We start from the raw sequence: 26659 nt of genomic DNA on the forward strand, positions 1-26659 counted from the left end.
GCGGAGGTGGTCCCATGGCCGCAAGTGCGACAGCGACAGCGGGTTCGATCCCGGCAGCGCCTGCTCACGCCGAGGACCGCATGGATCCGAGGAAACTCATCGCCTTCTTCGCGATGGTGCTCGGCATGTTCATGTCGATCCTCGACATCCAGATCGTCTCGGCTTCGCTTGCTGAGATCCAGGCCGGCCTTTCGGCCGGTAGCGATGAGATCGGCTGGGTCCAGACATCCTATCTGATCGCCGAAGTGATCATGATCCCGCTCTCGGGTACGCTGGCGCGCATCATCTCGACACGTTATCTCTTCGCGATTTCAGCCGCGGGCTTCACCATGGCGAGCGCTCTTGCGGCAACGGCGACGAATATCGACCAGATGATCGTCTATCGCGCCATTCAGGGCTTCATTGGCGGCGGCATGATCCCCTCGGTTTTCGCGGCCGCCTTTACGATCTTCCCGCCTTCGAAGCGCAGCATCGTCTCGCCGATCATCGGCCTGATCGCAACACTTGCACCGACCATCGGCCCGACCGTCGGCGGCTATCTCAGCCACGCCTTCTCCTGGCATTGGCTGTTCCTCGTCAATATCATTCCAGGCATCGTCGTCACGATCGTCACCTGGAACTTCATCGATTTCGACAAGCCGGAACTGTCGCTCTTCAAAAAGTTCGACTGGTGGGGGCTGGTTTCGATGGGCGTCTTCCTCGGCGCCCTGGAATATGTGCTCGAAGAGGGCAATTCCAACGACTGGTTCAACGACAGTGCCATTGCCATTGCCGCGGTTGCCTCCGGCGCCGCAGCCATCGTATTCTTCTATCGCGCCTTCACAGTGGATTTTCCGGTCGTCGACCTCAAGGCTTTCGCCAACCGAAATTTCTCCTTCGGATCGGTATTTTCCTTCGTCATGGGCATCGGCCTCTATGGCCTCACCTATATCTACCCGGTCTATCTCGGCCGCATCCGCGGCTATGACTCTTTGATGATCGGCGAGACGATGTTCGTTTCCGGCCTGGCAATGTTCTTCACCGCGCCGATCGCCGGCCGGTTGTCGACCAAGATGGACCTGCGCCTGATGATGGTGATCGGTTTCGTCAGCTTCGCCGCCGGCACCTATATCATGATGCACCTGACCGCGGACTGGGATTTCTACGAGCTTTTCATTCCGCAGATCCTGCGCGGTTTCGGACTGATGATGTGCATGGTGCCGATCAACAACATCGCGCTCGGCACGATGCCGCCCTCGCGCATTCGCGGTGCGTCCGGCCTGTTCAATCTGACGAGAAACCTTGGGGGAGCCGTCGGCCTTGCCGTCATCAATACCGTGCTCACCAACCGGCAGGACGTGCACTATGAGCGGCTGCGGGAGAATATGGACTGGGGCAACCCGGCGGCGATCGACCAGATGAACAATATGACTGCCAATTTCAACAGCTATGGCATGGACGGGGCGTCGGTCGCGATCAAGCAGATGGTCGGCCTTGCCACCGAACAGGCGGTCATCCTCTCCTTCAGTGACGTGTTCCTGATCCTGACCGTGCTCTTTCTCGCAATGATCCTCGGTGTAGCAATGATCAAGAAACCCGCGCCGCAAGGCGGCGGTGGAGGTGGCGGCGGCCACTGACCTCCGGCCTCCGCTCCTCGAAAAGGCCCTCTCCGGAGGGCCTTTTTGTTTGCAGTTTTCCAGCCTCTATGCGATCAGCCAAAAATCGACCTGCTGACCGGCTCCAGGCCGGCGGCGATGCGGAAACGCAATGCGCGAGTCACCCCTTCGATTTTTTGATTTACGTACATCAGAATTGGCGTTAATGGTCTCATCAGGAGGAATGATGAGGCCAACAGTTCACGATATCGCTGCCGCCGCCGGGGTCAGCCTTGCGACTGTCGACCGGGTGCTCAACCGGCGTCCGGGTGTGCGCCATGTGACGCGCGAAAAGGTCGAGACCGCGATTCGGCAGCTTGGTTACATCAGGGACGTGGCTGCCGCCAATCTTGCGAAGGGCCGCACCTATCCGCTGGTGTTCATCCTGCCGGCCAGCGACAATTCCTTCATGCACGGGCTCAACGGGGAAATCCGGCAAGCGATCCTCCGTTCGGCTGCCGAACGCACTGATATTCGCACCATCGAGGTGCCGGCCTTCGATCCGGCTGCTCTCGTCGCTATGCTCGAAGAGCTCTCTCGGGAAAAGCCTTGCGGCATTGCCATGGTCGCCACCGATGCACCTGAGGTGTGCGCCACCGTCGACAAGCTGGTGCATGCGGGCTTTCCCATCGTCACCCTGGTGTCCGACCTCACGGGCTCGCTGCGCCACCATTATGCCGGCGTCGACAATATCGCGGCCGGCCGCACAGCGGCGCGTCTGCTCGGCCGCTTTCTCGGGCCGCGAAAGGGCGAGATCGCCGTGCTCGCCGGATCCATGCTGGTGCGCGACCATCGCGAGCGGCTGGAGGGCTTCACTGCAGTCATGGCCGAGGAATTTCCCGATCTGGCGATCCTGCCGGTGCTCGAAGGCCGTGACGATCCGGAGATCGCCCATATGCTCGTTGCCGACGCGCTCTCCCGGAACGCCGGTATTGTCGGCGTCTATAGTCTCGGCGCCGGCAATCGCGGCCTCATCCGGGCGCTGAAGGAGAAGGCTGTCGATCGGACGCTGACCGTCATCGCCCATGAACTGACCGTGCATACGCGGGCGGCGCTCATCGATAATACGATCGATGCTATCCTCAATCAGGACGCCGGCCATGAAGTGCGCAGTGCGATCCGCGTGCTGAAAGCCAAGGCGGACGGGCTCCCAGTCATCGACGCGCAGGAGCGCATCCGTCTCGACATATTCCTGAAAGACAATCTGCCGTAACGGCAAAGGAGAATACCAGATGTATCTCGGTTTCGATCTCGGAACCTCCGGCGTCAAGGCGATGCTGATCGACGGCGATCAGACGATCGTCGGCTCGGCCAACGGTTCGCTCGACGTTTCGCGCCCGCATTCCGGCTGGTCGGAACAGGAGCCGGCCCATTGGGTGCGCGCCACGCAAGAGGCCCTCGCCGGTCTCAAGGCGAAACATCCGAAAGAGCTTGCCGCGGTGAGGGGTATCGGCCTTTCCGGCCAGATGCACGGCGCGACACTGATCGACGCCGCCGACAAGGTGCTGCGCCCCTGCATCCTCTGGAACGATACGCGCAGTCATGTCGAGGCCGCGGCGCTCGACGCCGATCCGCGTTTCCGCGCACTCACCGGCAATATCGTCTTCCCCGGCTTCACCGCGCCTAAACTCGCCTGGGTCAGGAAGCACGAGCCTGACGTTTTCGCAAAGGTGGCCAAGGTGTTGCTGCCGAAGGACTATCTGCGTCTTTGGCTGACCGGCGAATATATTTCCGAAATGTCGGATTCGGCCGGCACCTCCTGGCTCGACACCGGCAAGCGCGCCTGGTCGTCCGATCTGCTCGCCGCCACCGATCTTTCCGAGGAGCAGATGCCGACGCTCGTCGAAGGCACTGCACAGGCCGGCAAGCTGCGGGCGGAACTTGCGGCGCAATGGGGCATATCAGGGGATGTCGTCGTTGCCGGCGGCGCCGGCGACAACGCCGCTTCTGCCTGCGGCATGGGCACGGTCAGCGATGGTGCGGCCTTCGTCTCACTCGGCACGTCGGGCGTGCTTTTTGCCGCCAACGGCTCCTATCTGCCGAAGCCGGAAAGCGCCGTGCATGCTTTCTGCCACGCGCTGCCGAATACCTGGCACCAGATGGGCGTCATCCTGTCGGCGACCGATGCGCTCAACTGGCATTCCGGCGTGACCGGCAAGTCGGCCGCCGATCTCACCGGCGAACTCGGCGAGACGCTGAAGGCGCCGACCGGCGTCACCTTCCTGCCCTATCTCTCCGGCGAGCGTACGCCGCACAATGATGCGGTCATCCGCGGCGCCTTCATCAGGCTGGAACATGAAAGCAGCCGCGCCGTGCTGACCCAGGCCGTGCTCGAAGGTGTCGCCTTCGCCATCCGCGACAATCTCGAAGCGCTGCGGTCGGCCGGCACCGGCATCTCCCGCGTCACGGCGATCGGCGGCGGTTCACGCTCGCGCTACTGGCTGGCGTCGATCGCCACTGCGCTCGGTGTTCCGGTTGATCTGCCCGCCGACGGCGATTTCGGCGCGGCCTTCGGTGCCGCCCGCCTCGGCCTGATCGCGGCAACGGGTGCCGATCCGATTGCTGTCTGCACGCCGCCGGTGACATCAGACACGATCGAGCCGGTGGCTTCGCTGAGCGGCGCTTACGAGGATGCCTACACGCGCTACCGTGCACTCTATCCGGCGATCAAGTCGCTGGCGCATTGAAACTGGAGCCAGCGGCCCCTCATCCGCCTGCCGGCACCTTCTCCCCTGGGGGGTCCGAATGACGGGGCGAGACCCGCGGGTCGCCCCTGGCAAAGGTGGCCCGAAGGGTCGGATGAGGGGGCTGAACGGCACGAACGATCAAACTGAACTACGAGAACCCAAGGAGACCTGACATGAGCACCGGATTTTTCGGCGATATCCAGAAGATCAAATATGAAGGCCCCGACAGCACCAATCCGCTGGCCTTCCGCTATTACCAGCCGGACGAGATCGTTCTCGGCAAACGCATGGAAGACCATCTGCGTTTTGCGGTGGCCTATTGGCACACCTTCACCTGGCCGGGCGGCGATCCCTTCGGCGGCCAGACCTTCCTGCGCCCCTGGTTCGAAGACACGATGAAGGCTGCCAAGCTCAAGGCCGACGTCGCGTTTGAATTCTTCTCGCTGCTCGGCGCGCCCTATTACTGCTTCCACGACGCCGACGTGCGCCCTGAAGGCAAGAATTTTGCCGAAAACACCAGAAACCTCAACGAGATCGTCGATTATTTCGCCGAGAAGCAGGCTGCGACCGGCACCAAGCTGCTCTGGGGTACGGCCAACCTGTTCTCCAACCGGCGCTATATGTCGGGTGCGGCGACCAACCCGGATCCCGATGTCTTTGCTTTCGCAGCCGCGACGGTCAAGACCTGCATCGACGCCACGCAGAAGCTCGGCGGCGAGAACTACGTGCTCTGGGGCGGCCGCGAAGGTTATGAGACGCTGCTCAATACCGATCTCAAGCGCGAGCTCGACCAGCTCGGCCGCTTCCTCAACCTCGTCGTCGAGTACAAGCACAAGATCGGCTTCAAGGGCACGATCCTGATCGAGCCGAAGCCGCAGGAGCCGACCAAGCACCAGTATGACTATGACGTCGCGACCGTTTACGGCTTCCTCAAGAAGCACGGCCTTGAAAACGAGGTGAAGGTCAATATCGAGCAGGGGCATGCGATCCTCGCCGGCCACTCTTTCGAACATGAGCTGGCGCTCGCCAATGCGCTCGGTATCTTCGGCTCGATCGACATGAACCGCAACGACTACCAGTCCGGCTGGGACACCGACCAGTTCCCGAACAATGTTCCGGAAATGGCGCTTGCCTATTACCACGTTCTGGCCGGCGGCGGCTTCAAGACCGGCGGCACCAACTTCGACGCCAAGCTGCGCCGCCAGTCGCTCGATCCTGCGGACCTTTTGATCGGCCATATCGGCGGCATGGATTGCTGCGCCCGCGGCCTGAAGGCCGCCGCCAAGATGATCGAGGACAAGGCCCTGTCGCAGCCGCTCGCCGATCGTTATGCCGGCTGGGAAACGGCCGAGGCGCAGAAGCTCTTCCGCGGCGAATACTCGCTGGATGAGATCACCAACTGGGTCGAGACCAAGGACGTCAACCCGCAGCCGAGATCCGGCAAGCAGGAACTGCTCGAAAACGTCGTCAACCGTTACGTCTGATGGCAGACGCCGGCGGCCATCGGTCGCCGGCGCTACCTTTTTCGGTTGGCGTCAGCGTTTCAACCAATTGCGCGACGGCGCGGAGACGGAGTTTCGAACCACCAGATCCGGCCGCAGCAGGATTTCCGTCTCGGCCGGCCGACCATCGGACAAGAGCTCCAACAGCAGCGCCATCGCCTGTTTGCCGATCGCCGTTCGCGGCTGGCGGATCGTCGTCAGCGACGGGGATATGAAGACGGCCTGCGGCACGTCGTCGAAACCGGTCACCGAGAAATCGCGCGGAATGTCGTAGCCTCGCGCGCCGAGCCCGATCATCACGCCGATTGCCGTCTGATCGTTCACGCACATGAAGGCGGTCGGGAGCGTGTCGCGCATGAAGAGCTGTTCGACGGCATGCCGGCCGCTTTCGATCGTGCCGTCGCCTTCCAGCACGATCCTGAGATCCGGCGGGACGCCGGCGGCGTCGAGGCCGGCATCGTAACCCATGCGGCGCCTGACATAGGCAAGCCGGGTGCGCGAATCGCCGATGAAGGCGATCTTGCGATGGCCTTCGGCCAGCAGCAGATCCACCGCCTTTCGCGCGCCTTCGGTATCGTCGACGCCGACATAGGGAATGCCGCCGTTGAAGACGGGTTCGAAAACGCCGACGCTCGGCGGCAGCCGCGCGGTCATGGTCTGATGGCCGAAGGGCAGGATGCCGGTGAAAAGGATCAGCCCGGCCGCCTGGTTGGAGTTGAAGAATTTCAGATACTCCAGGCCGCGCTGGGCGTCGTTCTGCGTGTGGCCGATCAGGACGCCGTAACCGTGCGCCCGCGCCTCGTTCTCCAGGCCGACGAGGATATTGGAGAAATTGGGGTCGCCGATGTCGGGCGCCACCACGAGGATCATATTGGAGCGACCGAGCCTCAGGCTGCGCGCCATGGCATTGGTGGTGTAGCCGGTGACGGCGATTGCCTGGTTGACCTTGAGCCGTGTGGAGTTGGCGACCTTCTCCGGCGTGTGGATCGCCCGCGAAACCGTTGCGATGGAGACTTCGGCGATCCGGGCGACGTCTTCGATTGTTGCGGGTGTGGAATTCGACACTGAGCTCTGCCTTGGGGCTGTCTTCGCCGCGACACTACACAGACTTGTCGAGAGGTCAAAGGCAGGCTTCAACGGATCTGTGCTAATCCACGATGTAAACCTTTACATGGATGATGTAAAGGTTTACATAAGGTTCAAAGCGGACGGGAGCCGCCAGCGCAAACGCCGGAAAAGCGAAAGCTGTTTTCAGAAACGGAATCTGCGCTAGTTCAAAGTGATGGAGCGTTGCCGGTGCATTGCCAATTGCAAAGCGCTCTGGGGGAGGCATGATGACCGTGGAAATCGCCGACACCGCACCCGTGGTGCTGTCCGCCAGGCGCATATGCAAATCTTTCAGCGGCGTGCAGGTCCTGTTCAGCGTGAACTTCGATCTCCGCGCCGGCGAGATCCATGCCCTCATGGGTGAGAACGGTGCCGGCAAGTCCACCCTTGTCAAGGTGTTGTCGGGCTTCGAGCAGCCGAGTTCCGGTGAAATCCTGCTCGACGGCAAGCCTGTCGTGCTGCCGCCCAATGGCGCGGCGGAGGCGCTCGGCATTGTCATCATCCACCAGGAATTCAATCTTGCCGAACACCTGACCGTGACGGAGAGCCTCTTTCTCGGGCGTGAGGTGACGCGTTTCGGCGTGCTCGACCGCAAATACATGCGGTCGGAAACGCGCAAGGTCCTCGATGTGCTCGGCTCGCATGTCGACGAAAATGCGCTGATCAGCACGCTTTCCATCGCCGACAAGCAGATGGTCGAGATCGCCAAGGCAATCAGCCGCGACGCGCGTGTCGTGTTCATGGACGAACCGACGGCCGTGCTGTCGCGGGAAGAGACGAATATGCTCTTCAAGCAGGTCCGCAAGCTGCGCGACCAGGGCACCAGCTTCGTCTTCGTCTCCCACAAGCTCGACGAAGTGATGGAATTGACCGATCGGGTGACGGTGCTGCGCGACGGCCAGTGGGTCAAGACGTCACCGACATCAATCCTCGACGGGGAATCGATTGCGCAGCTGATGGTCGGCCGCGAGCTTTCCAGCCTCTATCCCGCCAAAGTCGAGCCGGATGTCGACGAGGAAATCGTCTTGAGCGTCTCCTCGGTGTCGACTGGTTATGTCAGGGATGCGAGCTTTGAGGTGCGCAAGGGCGAGATTATCGGCTTTTCCGGGATGATCGGCTCCGGCCGCACCGAATTGATGGAGGCGATCGCCGGCCTGCGAACCCGCCTTGAGGGGGAAGTGGTCATCAAGGGGCAAAACGTTCCCTCCGGTGATGTGCATGCGGCCAACCGCTGCGGGCTTGCCTACATGACCAAGGACCGCAAGTCGAAGGGCTTGCTGCTGCGCTCCGGCATGATGACCAATCTAACGCTGCAATCGCTCGGAAGGCATTCTCGCCACGGTTATCTCAGCCCCGGCAGTGAAGCGGCTGCGCTGGCGACGGCCAAGCGCCGCTTCGACATCAGGGTTCGCGACGGCAATATCATTGCCGGCCGCATGTCCGGCGGGAACCAGCAGAAGCTGCTCTTGGCGAAGGTCATGGAGACCGAGCCTGACATCATCATCATCGACGAGCCGACCCGCGGCATCGACGTCGGCACCAAGCAGCAGATCTATCATTTCATCTCGGCGCTCGCCCGCGACGGCCGATCGATCATCGTCGTTTCCTCGGAAATGCCCGAGGTCATCGGACTCTGCACCCGGGTGGTGGTGATGCGCGAGGGACATATCGTCGGCGTGCTCGAGGGAGACGAGATTTCCGAGCAGGAGATTATGCGCTACGCCGCCGGGCTCAAGAAGAAGGCGGCGGCCTAAATGCATGTCGCCCAACAGCATGCCGCGGGTTCGGAAGACGACAGCAGAGAATAAAGAGCTGAGAGCGGGCGGGACTTTGCCGACGCGGACAATAGATAAATGCCCAGGCAGTCTGGGACGGGAGGTTGGTTTTGGACATGAGTGTTAACGAGGAGACCAGGGAAATCCGGCGCAGGTCCTGGCGTGACGTTGATCTGCGCGCAGTTGCACCCTTTGCCGCTTTGGCCTTGCTTCTCATCGTCGGCGCGCTGGTCAATCCGAATTTCATCGGCATCACCAATCTTGCCAACGTCGCGACACGCTGCGCTTTCATCGCCATTATCGCTGTCGGCGCGACCTTCGTGATCTCGGCCGGAGATCTCGATCTTTCCGTCGGCGCGATGGTGGCCTTTGTCGCCAGTCTAATGATCCTGCTGATCAATTCGGGCGTCATTGCCGATCCGGTGCTGATGCTGACCGCGGCTGTGCTCTTCACAGTCATTGCGGGTGCTCTTTGCGGCCTCGCCAACGGGCTCATCACCACCGTCGGCAAAATCGAACCTTTCATCGCCACGCTCGGCACCATGGGCATTTATCGCGGCCTGACCACCTGGCTGTCGCAGGGCGGCGCGATCACGCTGCGCTCGAGCGACATCCAGACGCTCTACCGGCCGGCCTATTTCGGCAATATTCTCGGTCTTCCGGTTCCGATCGTGGTGATCCTCGTCGTGACCGCGATTGCGGCCTTTATCCTGTATCGCACGCGTTACGGCCGCCATGTCGTCGCTGTCGGTTCGAACAGTGACGTCGCGCGCTATTCGGGCATCGCGGTCAATCGCGTGCGCACCATTGCCTTTGTCATCCAGGGCCTCTGCGTGGTGATCGCCGTGCTGCTCTATGTGCCGCGTCTCGGCTCCACCTCGGCAACGACCGGCATTCTGTGGGAGCTGCAGGCCATTACCGCCGTCGTCGTCGGCGGCACGGCCCTCAAGGGTGGCGCCGGCCGCGTCTGGGGCACGATTTGCGGCGCCTTCATTCTCGAACTCGTCGGCAACATCATGCTGCTCTCGAACTTCATCAGCGAGTATCTGATCGGCGCGATCCAGGGTGCGATCATCATCATCGCCATGCTGGTGCAGCGGTCGCTGGTGCGCAAATCGTAAAGCAGGCGGTTCTCGGATTGGCCGGGCTTTACAGGGCACCCGGCTCGGATTGGAAAAGTCCCTGATATTTTTGGGAGGAAATAGCATGCGCAAGCTCATGTTGGGTCTGGCGGTTGCGGGGGTGGCTTTTGCCGGCGCAGCCTACGCCCAGGACAAGAACTACACGATCGGCGTATCCATTCCGGCGGCCGATCACGGCTGGACTTCCGGGGTCGTGTTCCATGCCGAGCGTATTGCCAAGAAGCTGATGGCCGAACATCCGGGTCTGAACGTCATCGTCAAGACTTCGCCGGATGCTGCGACGCAGGCCAATGCCGTGCAGGACCTCGATACGCAGGGCATCGATGCGCTCGTCATCCTGCCCTCGGATCCGGATCCGCTCGTCAACGCCATCAAGGAAGTCAAGGACAAGGGCAAGTTCGTGGCGCTGGTCGACCGTGCACCGTCGAACAACGACAACTCCGTGCGCGACCTCTATGTCGCCGGCAACAATCCGGCGCTCGGCGAAGTCGCCGGCAAATACATTGCCGAAAAAACCCCGGAGGCTGAAGTCGTCGTCATCCGCGGCCTGCCGATCCCCATCGACCAGCAGCGCCAGGACGGTTTCGACAAGGGCATCGCCGGCTCGAAGGTCAAGGTTCTTGATCGCCAGTACGGCAACTGGAACCGCGACGACGCCTTCAAGGTCATGCAGGACTATCTGACCAAGTACCCGAAAATTGATGTCGTATGGTGCCAGGACGACGACATGGCCGTCGGCGTTCTTCAGGCGATCGAGCAGGCCAAGCGCACCGACATCCAGTATGTCGTCGCCGGTGCCGGTTCCAAGGACATGATCAAGAAGGTTATGGACGGCGACAAGCTGATCCCGGTTGACGTTCTTTATCCGCCGGCGATGGTCGGCACGGCGATGGAGCTGACGGCGGCTGCTCTCTACGACCAGGTTCCCGTCCACGGCAACTACATCCTCGACGCGACGCTCGTCACCAAGGAGAATGCCAAGGACTTCTACTTCCCGGATTCTCCGTTCTGATTGATCCGCTATGCAAGCGCGCCCATTCGTAAGGATGGGCGCATTTTTTTGCCGTCGTTTTGGCGAGCAGGCGAAAATGCTGCACGTACCTCTTGCCCGCCAATGCCCATCATGGTTAGTTCGCAGCCATACACCATCCGGCTCTGCGCCAAATACGACAGCAAGCAAGGAAGCGCCTTGCTCCCGCAAAATTGCGTGCTACAAGTTATCAGAAACGTTTACGGTCGATGTTCAGGGAGGAATCTGACATGAAGACGATCAAGGGCCCCGGCCTTTTCCTTGGCCAGTTCGCGGGCGATGCAGCGCCTTTCAATTCGTGGGACGCAATCACCAAATGGGCAGCCGATATCGGCTACAAGGGCGTTCAGGTGCCGACCTGGGCGAGCCAGCTGATCGATCTGAAGAAGGCTGCGACATCCAAGGATTATTGCGACGAGTTCGCCGGCAAGGCCCGTGAAAACGGCATCGAGATCACCGAACTTTCCACACATCTGCAGGGCCAGCTCGTTGCCGTTCACCCGGCCTATGACGAAGCATTCGATGGTTTCGCAGCGCCCGAAGTGCGGGGCAATCCGAAGGCCCGCCAGGAATGGGCGGTCGAGCAGGTCAAGATGGCGCTGACCGCGTCGAAGAATCTCGGCCTCAAGGCGCATGCGACCTTCTCCGGCGCGCTGGCCTGGCCGTTCATCTATCCCTGGCCGCAGCGTCCCGCCGGTCTGGTCGAGACCGCCTTCGACGAGCTTGCCCGCCGCTGGACGCCGATCCTCAACCATGCCGATGAAAACGGCATCGACGTATGCTACGAGATCCATCCGGGTGAAGACCTACATGACGGCATCACCTTCGAGATGTTCCTGGAGCGGGTGAAGAACCACCCGCGCGCCAACATGCTCTACGACCCCTCACATTACGTCCTGCAGTGCCTCGATTATCTCGAGAACATCGACATCTACAAGGACCGCATCAAGATGTTCCACGTCAAGGATGCGGAGTTCAATCCGACCGGGCGCCAGGGCGTTTATGGCGGCTATCAGGGCTGGGTGGAACGCGCCGGCCGCTTCCGTTCGCTCGGCGACGGCCAGGTCGATTTCGGCGCGGTCTTCTCGAAGATGACGGCCAACAATTTCGACGGCTGGGCCGTTGTCGAATGGGAGTGCGCGCTGAAGCACCCGGAGGACGGCGCCCGCGAAGGAGCAGAATTCGTCGCCGCCCATATCATCCGCGTCACCGAAAAAGCCTTCGACGATTTTGCCGGCAGCGGTACGGATCAGGCGGCCAACCGGCGGATGCTGGGGCTCTGAGACTTCGGGCATGCATGGAGGCTGCCCCTCACCCTAACCCTCTCCCCGTTCTGACGGGGAGAGGGGACTTGCCTTGCGAGACGTTAACGAGGGATGGAGAGGTCGCGGCATATCCCCTTCTCCCCGTCAGAACGGGGAGAAGGTGGCGGCAGCCGGATGAGGGGCGCATCCGCACAAGTTCAAATTTCAGGAGGACAAGAATGGCAATCGAAGCATCATCGGAACAGACCCGCGAGCCGCGCATCCGGCTTGGCATGGTAGGCGGCGGCGCCGGCGCGTTCATCGGTGCGGTGCACCGGATCGCGGCGCGCATCGACGATCAATACGATCTGATCGCCGGCGCGCTGTCGTCGACGCCTGACAAGGCCGTTCAGTCGGGCCGCGACCTCGGCCTCGATCCGTCGCGGACCTATTCCAGCTACCGCGAGATGGCCATCCGCGAGGCGAAGCTGAAGAACGGCATCGAGGCGGTGGCGATCGTCACGCCGAACCATGTGCATTATGATGCGGCCAAGGAATTCCTGAAGCGCGGCATTCATGTCATTTGCGACAAGCCGCTGACCTCGAACCTTGCCGATGCCAAGAAGCTGAAAAAGGTCGCCGACGAAAACGGCGCGCTGTTCATTCTGACGCATAATTACACCGGTTATCCGATGGTCCGCCAGGCGCGCGAGATGATCGCGAACGGCGAACTCGGCGATATAAGAGTCGTCCAGGCCGAATATCCGCAGGACTGGCTGACCGAAGCGGTCGAGCAGACCGGCCAGAAGCAGGCCGCCTGGCGCACCGATCCGGCCCAGTCCGGCGTCGGCGGCTCCACAGGCGATATCGGCACGCATGCCTATAATCTCGCCTCCTTCATCACTGGCCTCGAGCTCGACAGCCTAGCCGCCGATCTCGACAGTTTCGTGCCCGGCCGCCGTCTTGATGACAATGCCCATGTCATGCTGCGTTTCAAGGCGAAGGGCTCGGAGAAGCCGGCCAAGGGCATGCTCTGGTGCAGCCAGGTCGCACCCGGCCATGAGAACGGCCTGATGGTCCGCGTCTACGGCAGCAAGGGCGGCCTGGAATGGACGCAGAAGGATCCGAATTACCTCTGGTACACGCCCTTCGGTGAACCAAAGCGGCTGATCACTCGTGGCGGCGCCGGCGCCGGAGCTGCTGCCGGCCGGGTTACGCGCGTGCCGTCAGGGCATCCGGAAGGTTATCTCGAGGCCTTCGCGACGATCTATACGGAAGCCGCGCATGCGATCAACGCCCGCAAGAAGGGCAAGGCGGTCGACAAGGCGGTAGTCTATCCCACAGTCGATGACGGCGTGAAGGGTGTCGCCTTCGTCGAAGCCTGTGTCGCCTCGTCGAAGAAAAACGGCGCCTGGGTCAAGCTCTGAGGCTTGGCGATCCGCGTGAAATTGGCGGAGCCCGCGAAAATGCCGAAGCGGCCATTGGCTGCCTCGGCCTGTCCGTCATTCGTCAGGCCGCAGCGCGGTTGCGCTTCATCAAGCTGTCGACGCTGAGCGGCCCGGCGCCTGCCGCCACCAGATAAAGAAATACGAAGCAGAACAGGATCGCCGCGACGCCGCCATTCTGCGCGGGATAAAAGCTCTTTCCCGCATGGCCGATGAAATAAGCGAAGGCCATCAGGCCCGAAAGCACGAAGGCCGCGATGCGGGTCTGGAATCCGACCAGGACGAGGAAGCCGAGGGTGAGTTCGATCAGCCCGGCAATCCAGGAGAGCGAGCCCATCGGCGGCACGCTTGCCGCGGCGGGAAAATGCAGGATCTTCTGCGTGCCGTAGCTGAAAAGCACGAGCGAGGAGATGATGCGCAGCAGGCTCAGCAGATGCGGCTGCAGCAGATGGATCGAAGACAGCATTGGGTTCCTTTCATGTTTGCGATGTCTTCGCTGTGTAGTGATCGCCGCCTCGGCAGCAAGTCACGACTGCTGACATTCGCGTTATGAGATCCGTTGCGGTCGGAACGTGATGTCCGAAGCCATCAAATGATGCCGGTCATGGCCGTTCCGCCCTTCCTACTGCAACGTTGCAGCTTTTCTTGGCCGAGACCTGTACTTTGCTTTTCGGCTTGGCTAAATCCGGCCCAATGGCCAGTCCATATGCTCAGAGACGGGGATTAGAGATGATCGATGCCAAGACGCTTGCAAGCCGCTTTCCCGGTGACTTTACCTTCGGCGTTGCCACCGCCGCCTTCCAGATCGAAGGCGCGAGCAAGGCCGACGGCCGCAAGCCGTCTATCTGGGACGCTTTCTGCAACATGCCCGGCCGCGTCCATAACCGCGATAATGGCGAAATTGCCTGCGACCATTACAACAGGCTGGAGCAGGACCTTGATCTCATCAAGGAGATGGGTGTCGAAGCCTATCGCTTCTCCATCGCCTGGCCGCGCATCATCCCCGATGGCACAGGCCCGGTGAACGAAGCGGGCCTCGATTTCTACGACCGACTGGTCGACGGCTGCAAGGCGCGGGGGATCAAGACCTTTGCGACGCTCTACCATTGGGACTTGCCGTTGCTGCTTGCCGGTGATGGCGGCTGGACGGCGCGCTCGACGGCTTACGCCTTTCAGCGTTATGCCAAGACGGTGATAAGCCGCCTCGGCGACCGTCTCGACGCCGTCGCGACCTTCAACGAACCCTGGTGCATCGTCTGGCTGAGCCATCTCTATGGCATCCATGCTCCCGGCGAGCGCAACATGCAGGCTGCCCTTCACGCGATGCACACCATGAACCTCGCCCACGGCCTCGGGGTCGAGGCGATCCGCTCGGAAGCTTCGAACGTACCCGTCGGCCTGGTGCTCAATGCCGCCTCGATCATCCCGGGCTCGGACAGCCCGGCCGATCTTGCCGCCGCCGAACGCGCGCATCAGTTCCACAACGGCGCCTTCTTCGATCCCGTCTTCAAAGGCGAATATCCGAAGGAATTCGTCGAGGCGCTCGGCGACCGGATGCCTGTCATCGAGGACGGCGACATGAAGCTGATCAGCCAGAAGCTCGACTGGTGGGGTCTGAATTACTACACGCCCGAGCGCGTCGCCGACGATGCTGACCGCAAGGGCGATTTTCCGTGGACCGTGAAAGCGCCGCCGGCAACCGACGTCAAGACCGACATCGGCTGGGAAATCTATGCGCCGGGCCTGAAGCTCCTCGTCGAGGGTCTCTATCGCCGCTACGATCTGCCGGAATGCTACATCACCGAGAACGGTGCCTGCGACAATGCCGGTCTCGCCGATGGCGAGGTCAATGACACGATGCGCCTCGACTATCTTGGCGACCATCTTGACGTCGTCGCAGATCTCATCATGGACGGCTATCCGATGCGCGGCTATTTCGCCTGGAGCCTGATGGACAATTTCGAATGGGCGGAAGGCTACCGCATGCGCTTCGGCCTCGTCCATGTCGATTATGAGACGCAGCTGCGCACGGTGAAGAAGAGCGGCAAATGGTATCGCGACCTCGCGGAGCAATTTCCGAAAGGAAACCACAAGCCGGGTCAGCGGTTTGTCTGAGCGCGAATCCTGCCGGCAGCGGGGCAAAAAATGAACCGACAAGATCTGCAACAGCCGCGTGCTTAAACGTTTCTGAACCCTTGGCTGGCAAAGTCCGATGGTCAGGGAGCGGTAATGCAGATACTCGGAAAATTGCAGCGCAAAGGATCGGGAATAGGCCGTCACATCACCGTTACCGGCGTGCTGTTTTCCTTTGCGGTCATCGTTGCGGTCGCCACCATTATGGTGTTGACGGCAATCGAACGCGTCGCTCAAAATGCCAATGTCCTTGATGACGAGCGCTCGCGCGAAACGACGATCGGCGCGTTGAGGACCTTCGAGGATCAGCTCGGCGCGACGCTCGACGATTATGCCGCCTGGGACGACGCCGCCGCCAACGTCTACGCGCCAGATGGGATGGGGTGGACGATCAGCAACTACGGCGAGATGTCGGTCAATAGCTCGCTTTTCGACATGGCGATCGTCATCGATGATGCGAGGAATGCGATTATAGCCTATCGCGACGGCAAGCCGATGGAGGAGCCGCTCGCAGATTTCTTCGGGCCTTCGCTCTGGAAGCTGCTCGATACAGCGAAGGCGGCCGGCCCAGTCGACAGGCCTCAGGCCGTCGGCTTCATCAGCACCAAACGCGGGATTGCAGCTGCCGGCGTGGCCCTGGTGCGGCAGAAATCCGGGGCACTCGATGTGCCGGCCGGTCATCATCGCTATCTTATTTTCGCCCGTCATCTCGATGACGACAGGGTGAGCGCGCTCGGCCAGACCTATGTCATCGGTGGCCTGCGGCTGGCGCCGCCGACCTTCAACGCCGGTTATCTGGTGCCCATCGTCGATCCGATGGGGGCCACGCTCGGCAAGCTGGTCTGGACCTCGCGCTCACCGGGGAATGTGGCCTATGCGCAGGTGCGGCCGATGGTCCTCGAGGCGCTCGGTCTGGTCGGCTTGTTTTTCGTGGTGCTGCTGGCCATCGGCTGGCTCGCCGGCCGCCGCTTGAAGGCGGAGGAAAACAGGGCCCGCGAGGAGGCGCTGCGCGACAGGCTGAGCGGGCTGTCCAATCGCGAGGGTCTCGGGCTGGCTGTCGACCGCTTTGTCGCCGAAGCCCGCCAGAGCAGGCGCAATGTGCTGCTCCTCTATCTCGACCTCGACGGTTTCAAGGAAGTCAATGACAGCTATGGACACGGCACCGGCGACCAGTTGATCCGCGCGGTCGCGGCCGGGCTCAAGGTGTTGATTCCACAAGGCGCGGTTCTCGCCCGCATCGGTGGCGATGAGTTTGCGATCGCCTTTCTCTCCGACGGCGAGAATGCCGCCGCGCTGCAGCTTTCCGAGCAGATCCTCGATTTTCTGGTCGATCCGCTGGAGATCGGTCGCCGCGTCGTCGTCGTCGGGGCCAGCATCGGCATCGCCATGTCGCCGGCCGGCGCGATCGACCGCGAAGAGCTGGTGCGCCGTTCCGATCTTGCCATGTACAAGGCGAAGGAGGCCGGTCGCGCGCGCATGACGCTCTACGATCCGTCGATGGATGCGGACCGCGAGCAGCGCAACGCGCTGGAGCTCGATCTCAGGATCGCCATCGAAAGCGGCGACCTGACCCTCGCCTATCAGCCACTGGTCGATGCAACCACGCATGCGCTGAATGGCGTCGAAGCGCTGGTGCGCTGGAACCGCCCGGGCCACGGCCCTGTTTCGCCTGAAATATTCATTCCGATCGCCGAGACCAGCGGCCTGATCGAATCGCTTGGCCTGTTTGTGCTGCGCAAAGCCTGCGAGACGGCCAAGCAATGGCCGGAACTCAATGTCTCGGTCAACGTCTCGCCCGGCCAGTTCCGCAATCCCGCCTTCACCGACTATGTGCGCTACGTGTTGAAACAGACGGAGATCGAGGCCAGCCGCATCACGCTGGAGATCACCGAAGGTTACATGATCCAGAATCCGCAGCGCACCCGCCAGTCGATCGAACGGCTGAAGGGGCTGGGAGTGAAAGTGGCGCTCGACGACTTCGGTTCCGGCTTCTCCTCGATAGGTTATCTCAGGCAGTTCGGCTTCGACCGCATCAAGATCGACCGCTCGCTGGTCATGGGGGTCAACGAGGACAAGCGCCAGCGCGAAATGCTGCAGGCGACGGTGGCGCTCGCCCGCTCGCTCGATATCCCGGTGACAGCTGAAGGCATCGAGACCGAAGGTCAGGCCGTCGCCATGCGCCTGTTCGGCTGCGACTGTCTGCAAGGCTACTTATTCGGAAAGCCCATGCTGGCCGAGCGAATTACCGACATGCTCAACGAGCTTCGTGCTGCGGAGCCGTCAAACCGGCGCCGTCTCGGGGCCGCCTGACGGCGAATTCGCGGGCAGCAAGCCCGTCTAAACGGAACAGGCTCAGCTGCCGATATGCCGCTGGCCGCGTTTTCTTGCCAGCGCGATCTGGTGCTGCCGCTGACGGTAGCGCAGCCGGTCTTCCTCGGTGCGCGCGTGATAGCAGTGGCTGCAGGAAACGCCTTGCTCATAGAGCGGCGAGGTGATTTCCTCTGAAGTGATCGGATTGCGGCAGGCGTGGCACAGCTTGTGTTCGCCCTGCTTCAGCCCATGCTCGACGGAGACGCGTTCGTCGAAGACGAAGCAGGCGCCGTCCCAGAGGCTTTCTTCCGGCGGCACGTCCTCCAGATATTTCAGGATGCCGCCCTTGAGATGATAGACCTCGTCGAAGCCCTCAGCTTTCATGAAGGCCGTGGCCTTCTCGCAGCGTATGCCGCCGGTGCAGTACATGGCGATCTTCGGCTTGTTGTGCAGGCCGGCATTGCGGCGCACCCAATCCGGAAATTCGCGGAACGTCTTCGTCTTTGGGTCGAGCGCGCCGCGAAACGTGCCGATCGCCGTTTCATAATCGTTGCGGGTGTCAATGACGATCGTATCGGGGTCGGAAATCAGCGCGTTCCAGTCCTGAGGCGCCACATAGGTGCCGACCACCTTGTTGGGGTCGATGTCTTCGACGCCCATGGTGACGATTTCCTTCTTAAGCTTCACCTTCAGCCGCAGGAAAGGCATTTTCGACGCGCGGCTTTCCTTGTGCTCCAGCCCCGCAAATTCCGGCTGGGCACGCAGGAAGGCGAGCACGGCGCCAATGCCGGCATCCGGTCCCGCGATCGTGCCGTTGATGCCCTCATGCGCCAGAAGCAGCGTTCCCTTGACGCCGTTCTCTTCGCAAAGCGCCTGCAGCGGCGCTTGCAGGCTGGCAAAGCGCGGTACGGAAACGAAATGGTAGAGCGCCGCTACGAGGAACGGGCCGGTGTGTGTCAGGCTGTCGGTCATGGCCGGGAAATACAGAAAATCGGCGGCTTGCGCAATTGCCTTCGCCGGTAGCGGCTTTGACGGTTACCGATTATGCTTTCGCCGTCCATTCCGAAAACGGCCGCACGCCGAAGCTTCGGTCGGGAGTGTCGTCGAGAATGCTAATGAACTCGATCGAGTGTCCATCCGGATCCTTGAAATAGATCGACAGAGCCGGCATCCAGCCGAGAACCACCGGCTCCGTCGCCGGTTCGCCGGTAAAGCCGAGAGGTTCAACACCCTTTGCCTTGAGAGCGGCGAGCGCCTGCAGCACACCTTCGACAGTCATGCGGAAGGCAATATGCAGCCGCATCCTCAGGGGTCCGGTTCCGGTTTCCCAAAGGCCGAGCATGCCAGTCTTCCTGTCGTCCACCCAGAGGAAAGCGACTTTGCGCTCCTCGAATGACGCCGCCGGTTCGAGTCCGACGACATCCCGGTAGAAATCCGTGGAGGTCTTGAGGTCGGCAACGGTCAGATGCGTCTCGTAGAGCCCGAGCAGCTTTGGCATAGCAGCATTTGCGGCAATCATTGTTTCCTCGCGGTCAGGTCTGCTTGGTCGACTGCCGGAGGGTAGGACCTCAAGTCTGGTTGAGGTCAATGGGCTTTCTTTCGACATTTCCGACGCGCTGGCCCAATCGCAATAATGACGCCGCCGCTCAACCTGCGACCGTCAGCCAGAGGAGCTCGATGCGCTGTGCTTCCTCGTCGGGATCGTCGGCGAAAACGGCTTCTGCTTTGACAAGCGCCTGCCGCCGGTCCTCCTGCTGGCGGAAGATGATGGCGTCGAGCAGATGCGCCAGATCATCATTGCGGGTGAAGAGCTGCGGCTCGGCTTCCACCAGTTCGCAGAGCACGGCCAGGTCGTTAATATGACCGAGATCCTCGACGAGTTCTTTGGCCACATCGCGCTTGGCCTTCATCGCGCCCGGCCAGATGTCGCGCAAAAGGGCGTGATAGAGTCGATAATCGTAGGTGCGTTTGCGGAGATCGTGGAAATCGTCGGCCGCTGCCTGGCCATGGCAGGCGGCGAGCGCAGCCTTGGCCTTGCGCGCGGTGCGGCGCCAGCTGTTTGCCAGCTTGCGGGGCATTCTTGCGGTGATCGCCATCAAATGAGACTGTAGCGAGGGCGGCAATCGCTTCTTTCAGAACGTCAGAGGTTTCCGCGAGCCGTTGCTCCAGGCCGCTTTCGGCCTCCGCCATCCAATCACGCCGCCCTTCGAGAATAGTGACAATCCGGCCGAGCGCTTCGTTCTCATCCGGCTCACGGGCCGACTGCTGCAGATATTGCGCCGTGCCGATAAGAGCGGCTGCGTCGCGGATTGCCGACAGCGAGAGTGCGACATCGCGCAGCCTTGTATTTTCATGTTCTTGGATTCCGGCGCCTCGCGCGCTACGAGCCGGTAGAGCGAGCGCAATCGCTTCAGGTCCTTGCGGGAGGAATGGATCGCCTCATGCGCGCCGTCCGGTCGCTCCTCAAGAACCGTGATGGCGCTTTCCAGCTGCTCGGTCGCGACGCTCCGGAACGCCTCGGTGAAATCGGCGTCAGGCCGTATGCGATAGGCCATGCCTGTCGTGCCCATATTCCGTGGCAAGGGCTTGGTTGGAATAGCGGAAATCGCCGGTCACTTCGCGGCCAAGCCAGCTGGGGAGGGCCGGGTTGTCGGTTTCCGCCGCCATTTCCACCTCAGCGATGACAAGTCCGCGATGCTCGCCGGCAAAAACGTCGACCTCCCAGACGAAGCCCTGATGCGGAACGCGGTAGCGCGTTTTCTCGATGACGATGCCGACCGCGTTCTGCAACAGCTCCTCGGCATCGGCGATCGGAATGTCATATTCGAATTCGTCACGGGTGATGGCGCTGCGGCCGATCTTGATCGTCAGCTTCGCGTTCCTGCCGTCAAGGGTGCGCACCCGAACGGAACGGTCGTCCATCGAGGCGATGTAACCCTGCCTGAGAACGGACTTCGTTTCGACGGCGGACCGCCATCCATCGCTGCGTACCAGAAACTTCCGCTCGATCTCTTTCGCCATATCGGTGAACCTTTTGTGACGAGTGCGGCACGGTATCCCACTTTCCCGGTATTTCATACCCACCTTGTCATATGAATTGGTTTTATCTCGACAAGGTTCCGCAAGGGCGTTATTCGGGGTCGAATTCAATCGTTTCAAGGAAGTCGCACGGCCATGGGCGAGAAAACAGAGAAGCTCCTTTCCATCCTGAAACTCCAGCCGGTCGTCCCGGTCTTGATCGTCGACGATGCCAAGTCGGCGGTGCCGCTGGCCCGCGCGCTCGTCGCAGGTGGCCTGAAGGCGATCGAGATCACCATGCGCACGCCGGCCGCCCTTGAAGCCGTGCGCGCCGTCGCCGCCGAGGTCGAAGGCGCCGAAGTCGGCGCCGGTACGATCCTCAATGCTGCCCATTGGGAAGCGGCCGTCGAGGCCGGTTCGAAGTTCATCGTCAGCCCGGGCACGACGCAGGAGCTGCTCGATGCCGCCGCCGATTCCGACGTGCCGCTGCTTCCGGGCGCTGCCACCGCCAGCGAAGTCATGGCGCTGCGCGAAGAAGGCTACCAGGTGCTGAAGTTCTTCCCGGCCGAGCAGGCCGGCGGCGCCGCCTTTCTCAAGGCGCTTTCCTCACCGCTTGCCGGCACGCTGTTCTGCCCGACCGGCGGTATTTCGCTGAAAAACGCCAATGATTACCTGTCGCTGCCGAACGTCATCTGCGTCGGCGGTTCCTGGGTGGCGCCGAAGGAACTCGTCGCCGCCGGCGATTGGGCAGGCATTACCAAGCTTGCGGCCGAGGCGGCAGCGCTGAAGGCCTGACATTGGATTTTCTTAGGGGTGCGCTTCTTGGCGAGCCCCATATTTGTATTTCAGCCGTCGCAAACCTATGTTCTCCTCCAGCCTCAACAGGGAGATGACGAGGAATGTTCGACGCGAAGAAGCTTCTCGACCAATTCTTGGGTTCGCAGGTGCCGGGTCTCGGCGGATCGGTCCGCGATAGGGCGGGCGATGCCGTGCAGACGGCAAAGAACAACCCGATGAAGACCGGTGCGATCGCCGCCGCACTTCTCGGCACCAAGACCGGCCGCAGTATTGCCGGCAATGCCCTGGCGATCGGCGGTCTTGCCGCCATTGCCGGCCTTGGCTACCAGGCCTACAAGAATTACCAGGCGGGGCAGGCGCCTGCAGCCCCCTCGGATGCACCCTCGGCAAACAATCCGGTTCTTCTGCCGCCGCCTGTCGAATCCGGTTTCGGGCCGGCGTCGCCTGCCGGCAGCAACGAATTCGTGCTGGTGCTGATCCGTGCGATGATCGCCGCCGCCAAGGCCGACGGCCATATCGACGATGCCGAACGCGCCCTCATCATGGACAAGGTCAAGGCCGCCGATGTCAGCGGCGAGGCTGCGGCCTTTATCGAGCATGAACTCGCTTCGCCGACGGATATCGATGCGCTCGTCGCAGCGGCAGTGACGGAAGAACAGCGGGTCGAACTCTACACCGCTTCGCGGCTCACCATCGAACCGGATTCGCGCGCTGAACGCGGCTACCTCGATCTGCTCGCCGGGAGGCTCGGCCTCGCCGACCAGCTGGTCGACCATATCGAGGCGACGGTGTCTTCCGCCAAGACGACCTTGTCACAGTGACACCTCGGCCGGTTGCCTTTATGGGGCGGCTGGCCTATCCCACTCCTACATAAGGGAGTGAACATGCGCGATCTTGCAAATTTCAAAGGCTGCCCGGCGCCGAAGCCGGTGATGCTGAAGGGCCGTTTCGTCACCGTCGAGCCCTATCAGCGTGCGGAGCATCTCGAAGCGCTGTGGGAAGGTCTCGGCGGCATGGGCATCAACCCGCTGCTGCTTTATTTCGCGCAGGACGATTTCTCCGGTATCGAGGATTTCGCCAACTGGCTGGAAGCCGTCAACACCAAGTCCGGCTGGCTCACCCATATTTTCCGCGACAACGCCACCGGCAAGATTGTCGGCATGGCGAACTATATGCGCGCCGACCCGGCAAACGGCGTCGTCGAGATCGGCGGGGTGGCGCATGGCGCCGACATGAAGCGGTCGCCGCTGTCCACCGAGGCGCATTACCTGATGGCCAAACACGTCTTCGAGGATCTCGGCTACCGTCGCTACGAATGGAAATGCGACAATAACAACGAGGCGAGCAAGACGACGGCGGTGCGGTACGGCTTCAGCTTCGAAGGCGTGTTCCGCCAGCACATGATTTCCAAACATCGCAACCGCGACACCGCTTGGTTCTCGATGATCGATGCCGAATGGCCGCTGATCAACGCTGCCTTCGAGGCTTGGCTTTCGCCTGAGAATTTCGACGCCGCCGGCAACCAGATCCGGCGATTGCAGGATATCCGCGCCGATCTGGAAAAGGAAAGGCTCGCGTGAATCAGGAGAGCCGCTCGCAGGCGATCGCCGCCGCCATCATTCTGCTCGGCGCCGGCCTCGTCATTTATTTTCTGCCGACCATCGTCTTATGGATCGGCAATTTCTCGCCGGTGCTGGGAATTGCCGTCGGCGTCTGCCTGATCATGGCGTTTTTCGCGGTCTTCTGGCTCAGGGCGCGTTACCAGCGCGGCCGAGAAAAATAAGGTCAGCCCTGCAGGGAGGCGCCGAGCAGCAAGACGCCCATCAGGATGACGAGAAGCGCGCCGAGGATTTCGATGGCGTGGCCGATCCAGATCGAGGCGGTCGAGCCGCGTCCGGAGAGGCGGACGGCAGCACCCTTGGCGGTGACGGCGAGGGTGGCAAGCACGGAAACGGTGAGCGCGGTGCCGAGCGACATGGCGGCGACCGACAGCATGCCGCCGAGATAAAGCCCGTTCAGCAGCGAAAAGGTCATGACCAGGAGCGCGCCGGAGCAGGGGCGAAGGCCGACGGCAACGATCGCCGACCAGGCCTCGCGGGCGCTGAACTTGTCGCCGGCGAGCAGGGCCGGATCCGGCAGATGGGCATTGCCGCAGGTCTCGCAGACCATGCCGGGAACGAAGGTATGGCCGGCGCCGATGGCCTGCGCCTTGCCGTTGAAGGCATAGGCCTGGCGTTCGGACGCGTTGTCCTTCCAATCGAGCATCATGCTGACCGGGCCGGCGGATGTCGCCATCAGCCGGCGGCGCGGCAAATTGCCCGCCATGGAGCGCAGTTTGCGAAACAGCAGCCAGCCGCCGAAGAGGATGACCATGACGAAGCTGGCGATTTCCATCGCATGGGTCGCAGCCGTCAGCGTGATGCCTGTGCCGCGCAGCACCAGCCAGGCGCCGCCGACCAGGGCGACGGCGACGATGCCCTGGATGAACGCCGAAATGAAGGAAATCACCACGCCGCGCTTCAGCTCGACCTCGTTGGCGATCATGTATGAGGAGATGACCGCCTTGCCGTGGCCGGGGCCGGCGGCATGGAAGACGCCGTAGGCGAAGGAAAGACCGATCAGCGATGTCAGCTGCCACGGATCCTCGCGCATGCCCTTCAAGGCATCCGTCAGCGCCCGGTAGAAGGCCTGCTGCTCATAGTTCACATAGAGCAAAAGTGGTGCGAACGGTCCGCCAGTCGGTTGAAAACTCGGTTCGGCCGCGCCGATGCCGAGCGGCGATTGCGCATGGGCAAGGCATGCCGCCATCACGAGCGCAAGGAGGGCTGCGGAAAGGATGAAGGACGGGCGTCTCGTCAGCATGTAACCTCCAGCCGGGTGGCGAAGAGTTTGGACATGTTGGTGCCGGTGGGATCGTTGAAGAAGGCATCGGTCAGCGACTGCTTGTTCTCCGAGATCACCTGGTCGGCATCAGGCCTGACCACCTGGTGTTTGCAGGCCTTGAAGCCGTCGCCGACGATTGAAAGTTCGGCGTCGGTCGGAAAATCGATCGACGTATAAAGCGTCGGGTCGTAGACGCCGAAGCTCAGCCTGCCCTTGAGCGGCATCTTCTCCGCCGGCTTCACCGCGAAGAACATCAGCAGCTGGCCGTCCTTGTAGTCGACATGGATGATGTCGGGCTGCTGGACGGTGACGTTCTTCCCGTTGACCGTCAGGTTCATGTAGTAGTCGTAATCGGCAAGCGATTGCTTCACCGTTTTGCCGACCTGCGCGAGTTCGTTCGGCTCGAGCTTCAGATCGGTGTTCTTGTCGAAATCCATGACGACCGAGGAGGAGAAGACCTCGTCGAAGCGCCAGACATTGCGCAGTTCCTCGACGCTGCCGTCAGCGCCGGCGACGACTTCGAGCCGCGCCTCCACGAAGATGTGCGGATGCGCAAAGGCGGCGGCTGGCGCCAGCGAAAGAAGCGCGGTCATCAATAGTATGGATTTTTTCATGCGTCCCGCTGCCTTATTCGCTCGACCCGTGTTCTTGCCAGAAATTGGGACGGAATTGGGACGGCATGCCGGCTGAACTTGCCCGGGATCACCCGATCGTCCGGCCGGGCGGATCATTTGGTGCAGCCTCACGGATGCTTCTTGAACCAGTTGTGCAGGTAGTCGACGAAGATCCTCACCTTGGCCGGCAGGTAGCGCCGGTGCGGATAGACGGCATAGATGCCGCGGTCGGTCGGGATGTAGTCGTTGAACAGCGTCACCAGTTCGCCGCTCTCGATCGGCTTGCGGGCGATGAAATCCGGAATGAAGGCAATACCGATGCCGGCAAGGGCCGCGCGCAATGTCGCATGCGGGCTGTTGACCTCTATCGGCCCGGAAACGGCGACCGCGAACGAGGTGTTGTCGGGATTGTAGAAGCGGATGCTCGCCTGGCTGCGCGCATTGGTGTCGACGATGAAAGGGACGTTGGAAATATCGCTCGGATGCTCGATGTTCGGATAGCGGGTGAGAAACTCCGGGGTGGCGCAGAGATGGATCCGGAAATCGGAGATCTTGCGGGCGATCATGCCGGAATCCTCGAGCTTGGTGATGCGGATCGCCACGTCGAAACCTTCCTCGATCAGATCGACGAAGCGGTCGTCGGCGGCGATCTCCAGCGAAACCTCGGGGTTCTCCCTGGCGAAATCGATCAGCGACTGGCCGACATCGGCGTCGACGAAGGTGCGCGGCACCGAGATGCGCAGCCGTCCTTTGAGCTGCGCATTGTTTTCGCGCACGAGATCGGCGAGGTTGTCGATCTCCTTGAGGATATCGGAGGCGGTGCGGTAGTAGGTATGGCCGGCCTCGGTCATCGAGAACTGCCGGGTGGTACGGTTGAGCAGCAGCGCGCCGAGCTCATCCTCCAGTTCGCGCACGTATTTGGAGAGCAGTGCCTTCGAGCGGCCGGTCCGGCGCGCGGCGGCGGAAAAGCCTTCGGCCTCGACGACATCGATGAAGGCGCGTATGCGGGTCAGAGTGTCCATGGCCTTCCCCAAGCTGTTTCGAAACGTTGAACAAATTGGCCCGAGCTGTTCAATTATTTTTTTGACCCCAAGATCAAAAAAACGCTTGATTGTGAAGGCGAATATTCTTATTTCCACCTCAGCCCAAAGTCGCACGTGCCCATGGGTGTCCGCCGAACCCTCGAATTGGTGAGGAAATCGGTAAGGTACCTGGAATTAACCCCTCCAGTCGCTATTCCGGCCAACCGGAAAATGCGAGGACGCCTGAAGCAACGACGGTGCGGGCCTTTTTGTTCTCTCCCTGCTTTCCATCAGCGGGGGTTACTGAAGAGGCAC

24 protein-coding genes and 1 pseudogene are annotated in these 26659 nt (G+C 61.6%); 15 read left to right on the top strand and 10 right to left on the bottom strand.

Going from position 1 to position 26659, the window contains the following annotated elements; genetic code table 11:
• The first annotated feature begins 14 nt into the window (after window positions 1–14).
• From C4N04_RS09125 to xylA, 4 genes are all read left to right on the top strand, one after another.
• Window positions 15–1616: a DHA2 family efflux MFS transporter permease subunit gene (locus C4N04_RS09125; protein WP_039622322.1), complete on the top strand. Its 1602-nt coding sequence runs from the start codon at window positions 15–17 to the stop codon at window positions 1614–1616.
• Between the two features lie 205 nt (window positions 1617–1821).
• Window positions 1822–2847, top strand: coding sequence for a LacI family DNA-binding transcriptional regulator (locus C4N04_RS09130; protein ID WP_106795905.1), 1026 nt, complete (start codon window positions 1822–1824; stop codon window positions 2845–2847).
• Window positions 2848–2866: 19 nt separating this feature from the next.
• Complete coding sequence (gene xylB / locus C4N04_RS09135; RefSeq protein WP_106795906.1) at window positions 2867–4321, top strand: xylulokinase; 1455 nt, start codon at window positions 2867–2869, stop codon at window positions 4319–4321.
• A 173-nt stretch (window positions 4322–4494) separates the two neighbouring features.
• Complete coding sequence (gene xylA / locus C4N04_RS09145) at window positions 4495–5805, top strand: xylose isomerase (protein WP_086156377.1); 1311 nt, start codon at window positions 4495–4497, stop codon at window positions 5803–5805.
• A gap of 51 nt (window positions 5806–5856) precedes the next feature.
• On the opposite strand, the gene C4N04_RS09150 is transcribed toward xylA, so the two are convergent.
• Both C4N04_RS09150 and C4N04_RS31805 read right to left on the bottom strand, forming a co-directional pair.
• Complete coding sequence (locus tag C4N04_RS09150) at window positions 5857–6888, bottom strand: LacI family DNA-binding transcriptional regulator (protein WP_038691397.1); 1032 nt, start codon at window positions 6886–6888, stop codon at window positions 5857–5859.
• An 82-nt stretch (window positions 6889–6970) separates the two neighbouring features.
• Window positions 6971–7210 carry a hypothetical protein gene (locus C4N04_RS31805; protein ID WP_164519013.1) on the bottom strand — a complete coding sequence of 80 codons (240 nt, stop codon included), beginning with the start codon at window positions 7208–7210 and terminating at the stop codon, window positions 6971–6973.
• On the opposite strand from C4N04_RS31805, the gene C4N04_RS09160 reads away from it, so the two are divergent.
• The 5 genes from C4N04_RS09160 (at window position 7158) to C4N04_RS09180 (ending at window position 13548) form a co-directional block, all read left to right on the top strand.
• On the top strand, window positions 7158–8684 hold the full coding sequence (locus C4N04_RS09160) for a sugar ABC transporter ATP-binding protein (RefSeq protein WP_038691393.1): 1527 nt from the start codon (window positions 7158–7160) through the stop codon (window positions 8682–8684). The two genes, C4N04_RS31805 and C4N04_RS09160, sit on opposite strands and share 53 nt — an antisense overlap.
• A 137-nt stretch (window positions 8685–8821) precedes the next feature.
• Window positions 8822–9826: an ABC transporter permease gene (locus C4N04_RS09165; RefSeq protein ID WP_106795907.1), complete on the top strand. Its 1005-nt coding sequence runs from the start codon at window positions 8822–8824 to the stop codon at window positions 9824–9826.
• 85 nt (window positions 9827–9911) lie between these two features.
• Window positions 9912–10859 carry a substrate-binding domain-containing protein gene (locus tag C4N04_RS09170; RefSeq protein WP_077990763.1) on the top strand — a complete coding sequence of 316 codons (948 nt, stop codon included), beginning with the start codon at window positions 9912–9914 and terminating at the stop codon, window positions 10857–10859.
• A 248-nt stretch (window positions 10860–11107) separates the two neighbouring features.
• Window positions 11108–12160: a sugar phosphate isomerase/epimerase gene (locus C4N04_RS09175; protein ID WP_038691387.1), complete on the top strand. Its 1053-nt coding sequence runs from the start codon at window positions 11108–11110 to the stop codon at window positions 12158–12160.
• Between the two features lie 200 nt (window positions 12161–12360).
• Window positions 12361–13548, top strand: coding sequence for a Gfo/Idh/MocA family oxidoreductase (locus C4N04_RS09180; RefSeq protein ID WP_106795908.1), 1188 nt, complete (start codon window positions 12361–12363; stop codon window positions 13546–13548).
• A gap of 82 nt (window positions 13549–13630) precedes the next feature.
• Here the strand turns inward: C4N04_RS09180 and C4N04_RS09185 are convergent, their stop codons facing one another.
• Window positions 13631–14032, bottom strand: a complete 402-nt coding sequence (locus C4N04_RS09185) for a DoxX family protein (protein WP_010061000.1) — start codon at window positions 14030–14032, stop codon at window positions 13631–13633.
• Window positions 14033–14295: 263 nt separating this feature from the next.
• Between C4N04_RS09185 and C4N04_RS09190 the strand changes: the two genes are divergently transcribed.
• Together C4N04_RS09190 and C4N04_RS09195 are read left to right on the top strand one after the other, a co-directional pair.
• Window positions 14296–15681: a GH1 family beta-glucosidase gene (locus C4N04_RS09190; RefSeq protein WP_106795909.1), complete on the top strand. Its 1386-nt coding sequence runs from the start codon at window positions 14296–14298 to the stop codon at window positions 15679–15681.
• Window positions 15682–15795: 114 nt separating this feature from the next.
• On the top strand, window positions 15796–18009 hold the full coding sequence (locus C4N04_RS09195) for an EAL domain-containing protein (RefSeq protein ID WP_106795910.1): 2214 nt from the start codon (window positions 15796–15798) through the stop codon (window positions 18007–18009).
• 42 nt (window positions 18010–18051) lie between these two features.
• Here C4N04_RS09195 and C4N04_RS09200 read toward each other — a convergent pair whose 3' ends face one another.
• The 4 genes and pseudogenes from C4N04_RS09200 to C4N04_RS09215 all read right to left on the bottom strand — a co-directional run bounded on the left by C4N04_RS09200 (window position 18052) and on the right by C4N04_RS09215 (window position 21030).
• On the bottom strand, window positions 18052–18981 hold the full coding sequence (locus C4N04_RS09200; RefSeq protein WP_106795911.1) for a rhodanese-related sulfurtransferase: 930 nt from the start codon (window positions 18979–18981) through the stop codon (window positions 18052–18054).
• Between the two features lie 70 nt (window positions 18982–19051).
• Window positions 19052–19528 (bottom strand): VOC family protein, encoded by a 477-nt coding sequence (locus C4N04_RS09205; RefSeq protein WP_106795912.1) that lies wholly within the window; start codon window positions 19526–19528, stop codon window positions 19052–19054.
• Window positions 19529–19655: 127 nt separating this feature from the next.
• Window positions 19656–20564: pseudogene (locus tag C4N04_RS32590) on the bottom strand (CHAD domain-containing protein).
• The gene (locus tag C4N04_RS09215; protein ID WP_009993598.1) at window positions 20542–21030 is read right to left on the bottom strand and encodes a CYTH domain-containing protein; all 489 of its coding nucleotides are present in this window, start codon (window positions 21028–21030) and stop codon (window positions 20542–20544) included. The pseudogene C4N04_RS32590 and the gene C4N04_RS09215 overlap by 23 nt, the downstream one beginning before the upstream one ends.
• 153 nt (window positions 21031–21183) lie before the next feature.
• On the opposite strand from C4N04_RS09215, the gene C4N04_RS09220 reads away from it, so the two are divergent.
• From C4N04_RS09220 to C4N04_RS09235, 4 genes are all read left to right on the top strand, one after another.
• Window positions 21184–21822, top strand: coding sequence for a 2-dehydro-3-deoxy-phosphogluconate aldolase (locus tag C4N04_RS09220; protein ID WP_106795913.1), 639 nt, complete (start codon window positions 21184–21186; stop codon window positions 21820–21822).
• A 104-nt stretch (window positions 21823–21926) separates the two neighbouring features.
• Window positions 21927–22646 (top strand): tellurite resistance TerB family protein, encoded by a 720-nt coding sequence (locus C4N04_RS09225; protein ID WP_039622297.1) that lies wholly within the window; start codon window positions 21927–21929, stop codon window positions 22644–22646.
• A gap of 63 nt (window positions 22647–22709) precedes the next feature.
• Window positions 22710–23405: a GNAT family protein gene (locus tag C4N04_RS09230; RefSeq protein ID WP_106795914.1), complete on the top strand. Its 696-nt coding sequence runs from the start codon at window positions 22710–22712 to the stop codon at window positions 23403–23405.
• Window positions 23402–23608, top strand: a complete 207-nt coding sequence (locus C4N04_RS09235; RefSeq protein ID WP_010059443.1) for a hypothetical protein — start codon at window positions 23402–23404, stop codon at window positions 23606–23608. Before C4N04_RS09230 ends, C4N04_RS09235 begins: the two co-directional genes overlap by 4 nt.
• A gap of 2 nt (window positions 23609–23610) precedes the next feature.
• Here the strand turns inward: C4N04_RS09235 and C4N04_RS09240 are convergent, their stop codons facing one another.
• The 3 genes from C4N04_RS09240 to C4N04_RS09250 all read right to left on the bottom strand — a co-directional run bounded on the left by C4N04_RS09240 (window position 23611) and on the right by C4N04_RS09250 (window position 26344).
• The gene (locus tag C4N04_RS09240) at window positions 23611–24687 is read right to left on the bottom strand and encodes a nickel/cobalt transporter (RefSeq protein WP_106795915.1); all 1077 of its coding nucleotides are present in this window, start codon (window positions 24685–24687) and stop codon (window positions 23611–23613) included.
• Window positions 24681–25322, bottom strand: coding sequence for a DUF1007 family protein (locus tag C4N04_RS09245; RefSeq protein WP_106795916.1), 642 nt, complete (start codon window positions 25320–25322; stop codon window positions 24681–24683). Before C4N04_RS09245 ends, C4N04_RS09240 begins: the two co-directional genes overlap by 7 nt.
• A gap of 128 nt (window positions 25323–25450) precedes the next feature.
• The gene (locus C4N04_RS09250) at window positions 25451–26344 is read right to left on the bottom strand and encodes a LysR family transcriptional regulator (protein ID WP_010058455.1); all 894 of its coding nucleotides are present in this window, start codon (window positions 26342–26344) and stop codon (window positions 25451–25453) included.
• Window positions 26345–26659: the final 315 nt, after the last annotated feature.

Origin of the sequence: Rhizobium sp. H4 (assembly GCF_003013335.1) — a bacterium.
GTDB lineage: Bacteria > Pseudomonadota > Alphaproteobacteria > Rhizobiales > Rhizobiaceae > Rhizobium > Rhizobium sophoriradicis.

Coding starts and splice junctions, on each gene's coding strand:
- C4N04_RS09200 (WP_106795911.1), bottom strand. CDS start 18,981: ATGACCGACAGCCTGACACACACCGGCCCGTTCCTCGTAGCGGCGCTC.
- C4N04_RS09250 (WP_010058455.1), bottom strand. CDS start 26,344: ATGGACACTCTGACCCGCATACGCGCCTTCATCGATGTCGTCGAGGCC.
- C4N04_RS09225 (WP_039622297.1), top strand. CDS start 21,927: ATGTTCGACGCGAAGAAGCTTCTCGACCAATTCTTGGGTTCGCAGGTG.
- C4N04_RS09215 (WP_009993598.1), bottom strand. CDS start 21,030: ATGGCGAAAGAGATCGAGCGGAAGTTTCTGGTACGCAGCGATGGATGG.
- C4N04_RS09160 (WP_038691393.1), top strand. CDS start 7,158: ATGACCGTGGAAATCGCCGACACCGCACCCGTGGTGCTGTCCGCCAGG.
- C4N04_RS09130 (WP_106795905.1), top strand. CDS start 1,822: ATGAGGCCAACAGTTCACGATATCGCTGCCGCCGCCGGGGTCAGCCTT.
- C4N04_RS09195 (WP_106795910.1), top strand. CDS start 15,796: ATGCAGATACTCGGAAAATTGCAGCGCAAAGGATCGGGAATAGGCCGT.
- C4N04_RS09125 (WP_039622322.1), top strand. CDS start 15: ATGGCCGCAAGTGCGACAGCGACAGCGGGTTCGATCCCGGCAGCGCCT.
- C4N04_RS09180 (WP_106795908.1), top strand. CDS start 12,361: ATGGCAATCGAAGCATCATCGGAACAGACCCGCGAGCCGCGCATCCGG.
- C4N04_RS09205 (WP_106795912.1), bottom strand. CDS start 19,528: ATGATTGCCGCAAATGCTGCTATGCCAAAGCTGCTCGGGCTCTACGAG.
- C4N04_RS09190 (WP_106795909.1), top strand. CDS start 14,296: ATGATCGATGCCAAGACGCTTGCAAGCCGCTTTCCCGGTGACTTTACC.
- C4N04_RS09170 (WP_077990763.1), top strand. CDS start 9,912: ATGCGCAAGCTCATGTTGGGTCTGGCGGTTGCGGGGGTGGCTTTTGCC.
- C4N04_RS09240 (WP_106795915.1), bottom strand. CDS start 24,687: ATGCTGACGAGACGCCCGTCCTTCATCCTTTCCGCAGCCCTCCTTGCG.
- C4N04_RS09230 (WP_106795914.1), top strand. CDS start 22,710: ATGCGCGATCTTGCAAATTTCAAAGGCTGCCCGGCGCCGAAGCCGGTG.
- xylB (WP_106795906.1), top strand. CDS start 2,867: ATGTATCTCGGTTTCGATCTCGGAACCTCCGGCGTCAAGGCGATGCTG.
- C4N04_RS09220 (WP_106795913.1), top strand. CDS start 21,184: ATGGGCGAGAAAACAGAGAAGCTCCTTTCCATCCTGAAACTCCAGCCG.
- C4N04_RS09185 (WP_010061000.1), bottom strand. CDS start 14,032: ATGCTGTCTTCGATCCATCTGCTGCAGCCGCATCTGCTGAGCCTGCTG.
- C4N04_RS09175 (WP_038691387.1), top strand. CDS start 11,108: ATGAAGACGATCAAGGGCCCCGGCCTTTTCCTTGGCCAGTTCGCGGGC.
- C4N04_RS09165 (WP_106795907.1), top strand. CDS start 8,822: ATGAGTGTTAACGAGGAGACCAGGGAAATCCGGCGCAGGTCCTGGCGT.
- C4N04_RS31805 (WP_164519013.1), bottom strand. CDS start 7,210: ATGCGCCTGGCGGACAGCACCACGGGTGCGGTGTCGGCGATTTCCACG.
- C4N04_RS09245 (WP_106795916.1), bottom strand. CDS start 25,322: ATGAAAAAATCCATACTATTGATGACCGCGCTTCTTTCGCTGGCGCCA.
- xylA (WP_086156377.1), top strand. CDS start 4,495: ATGAGCACCGGATTTTTCGGCGATATCCAGAAGATCAAATATGAAGGC.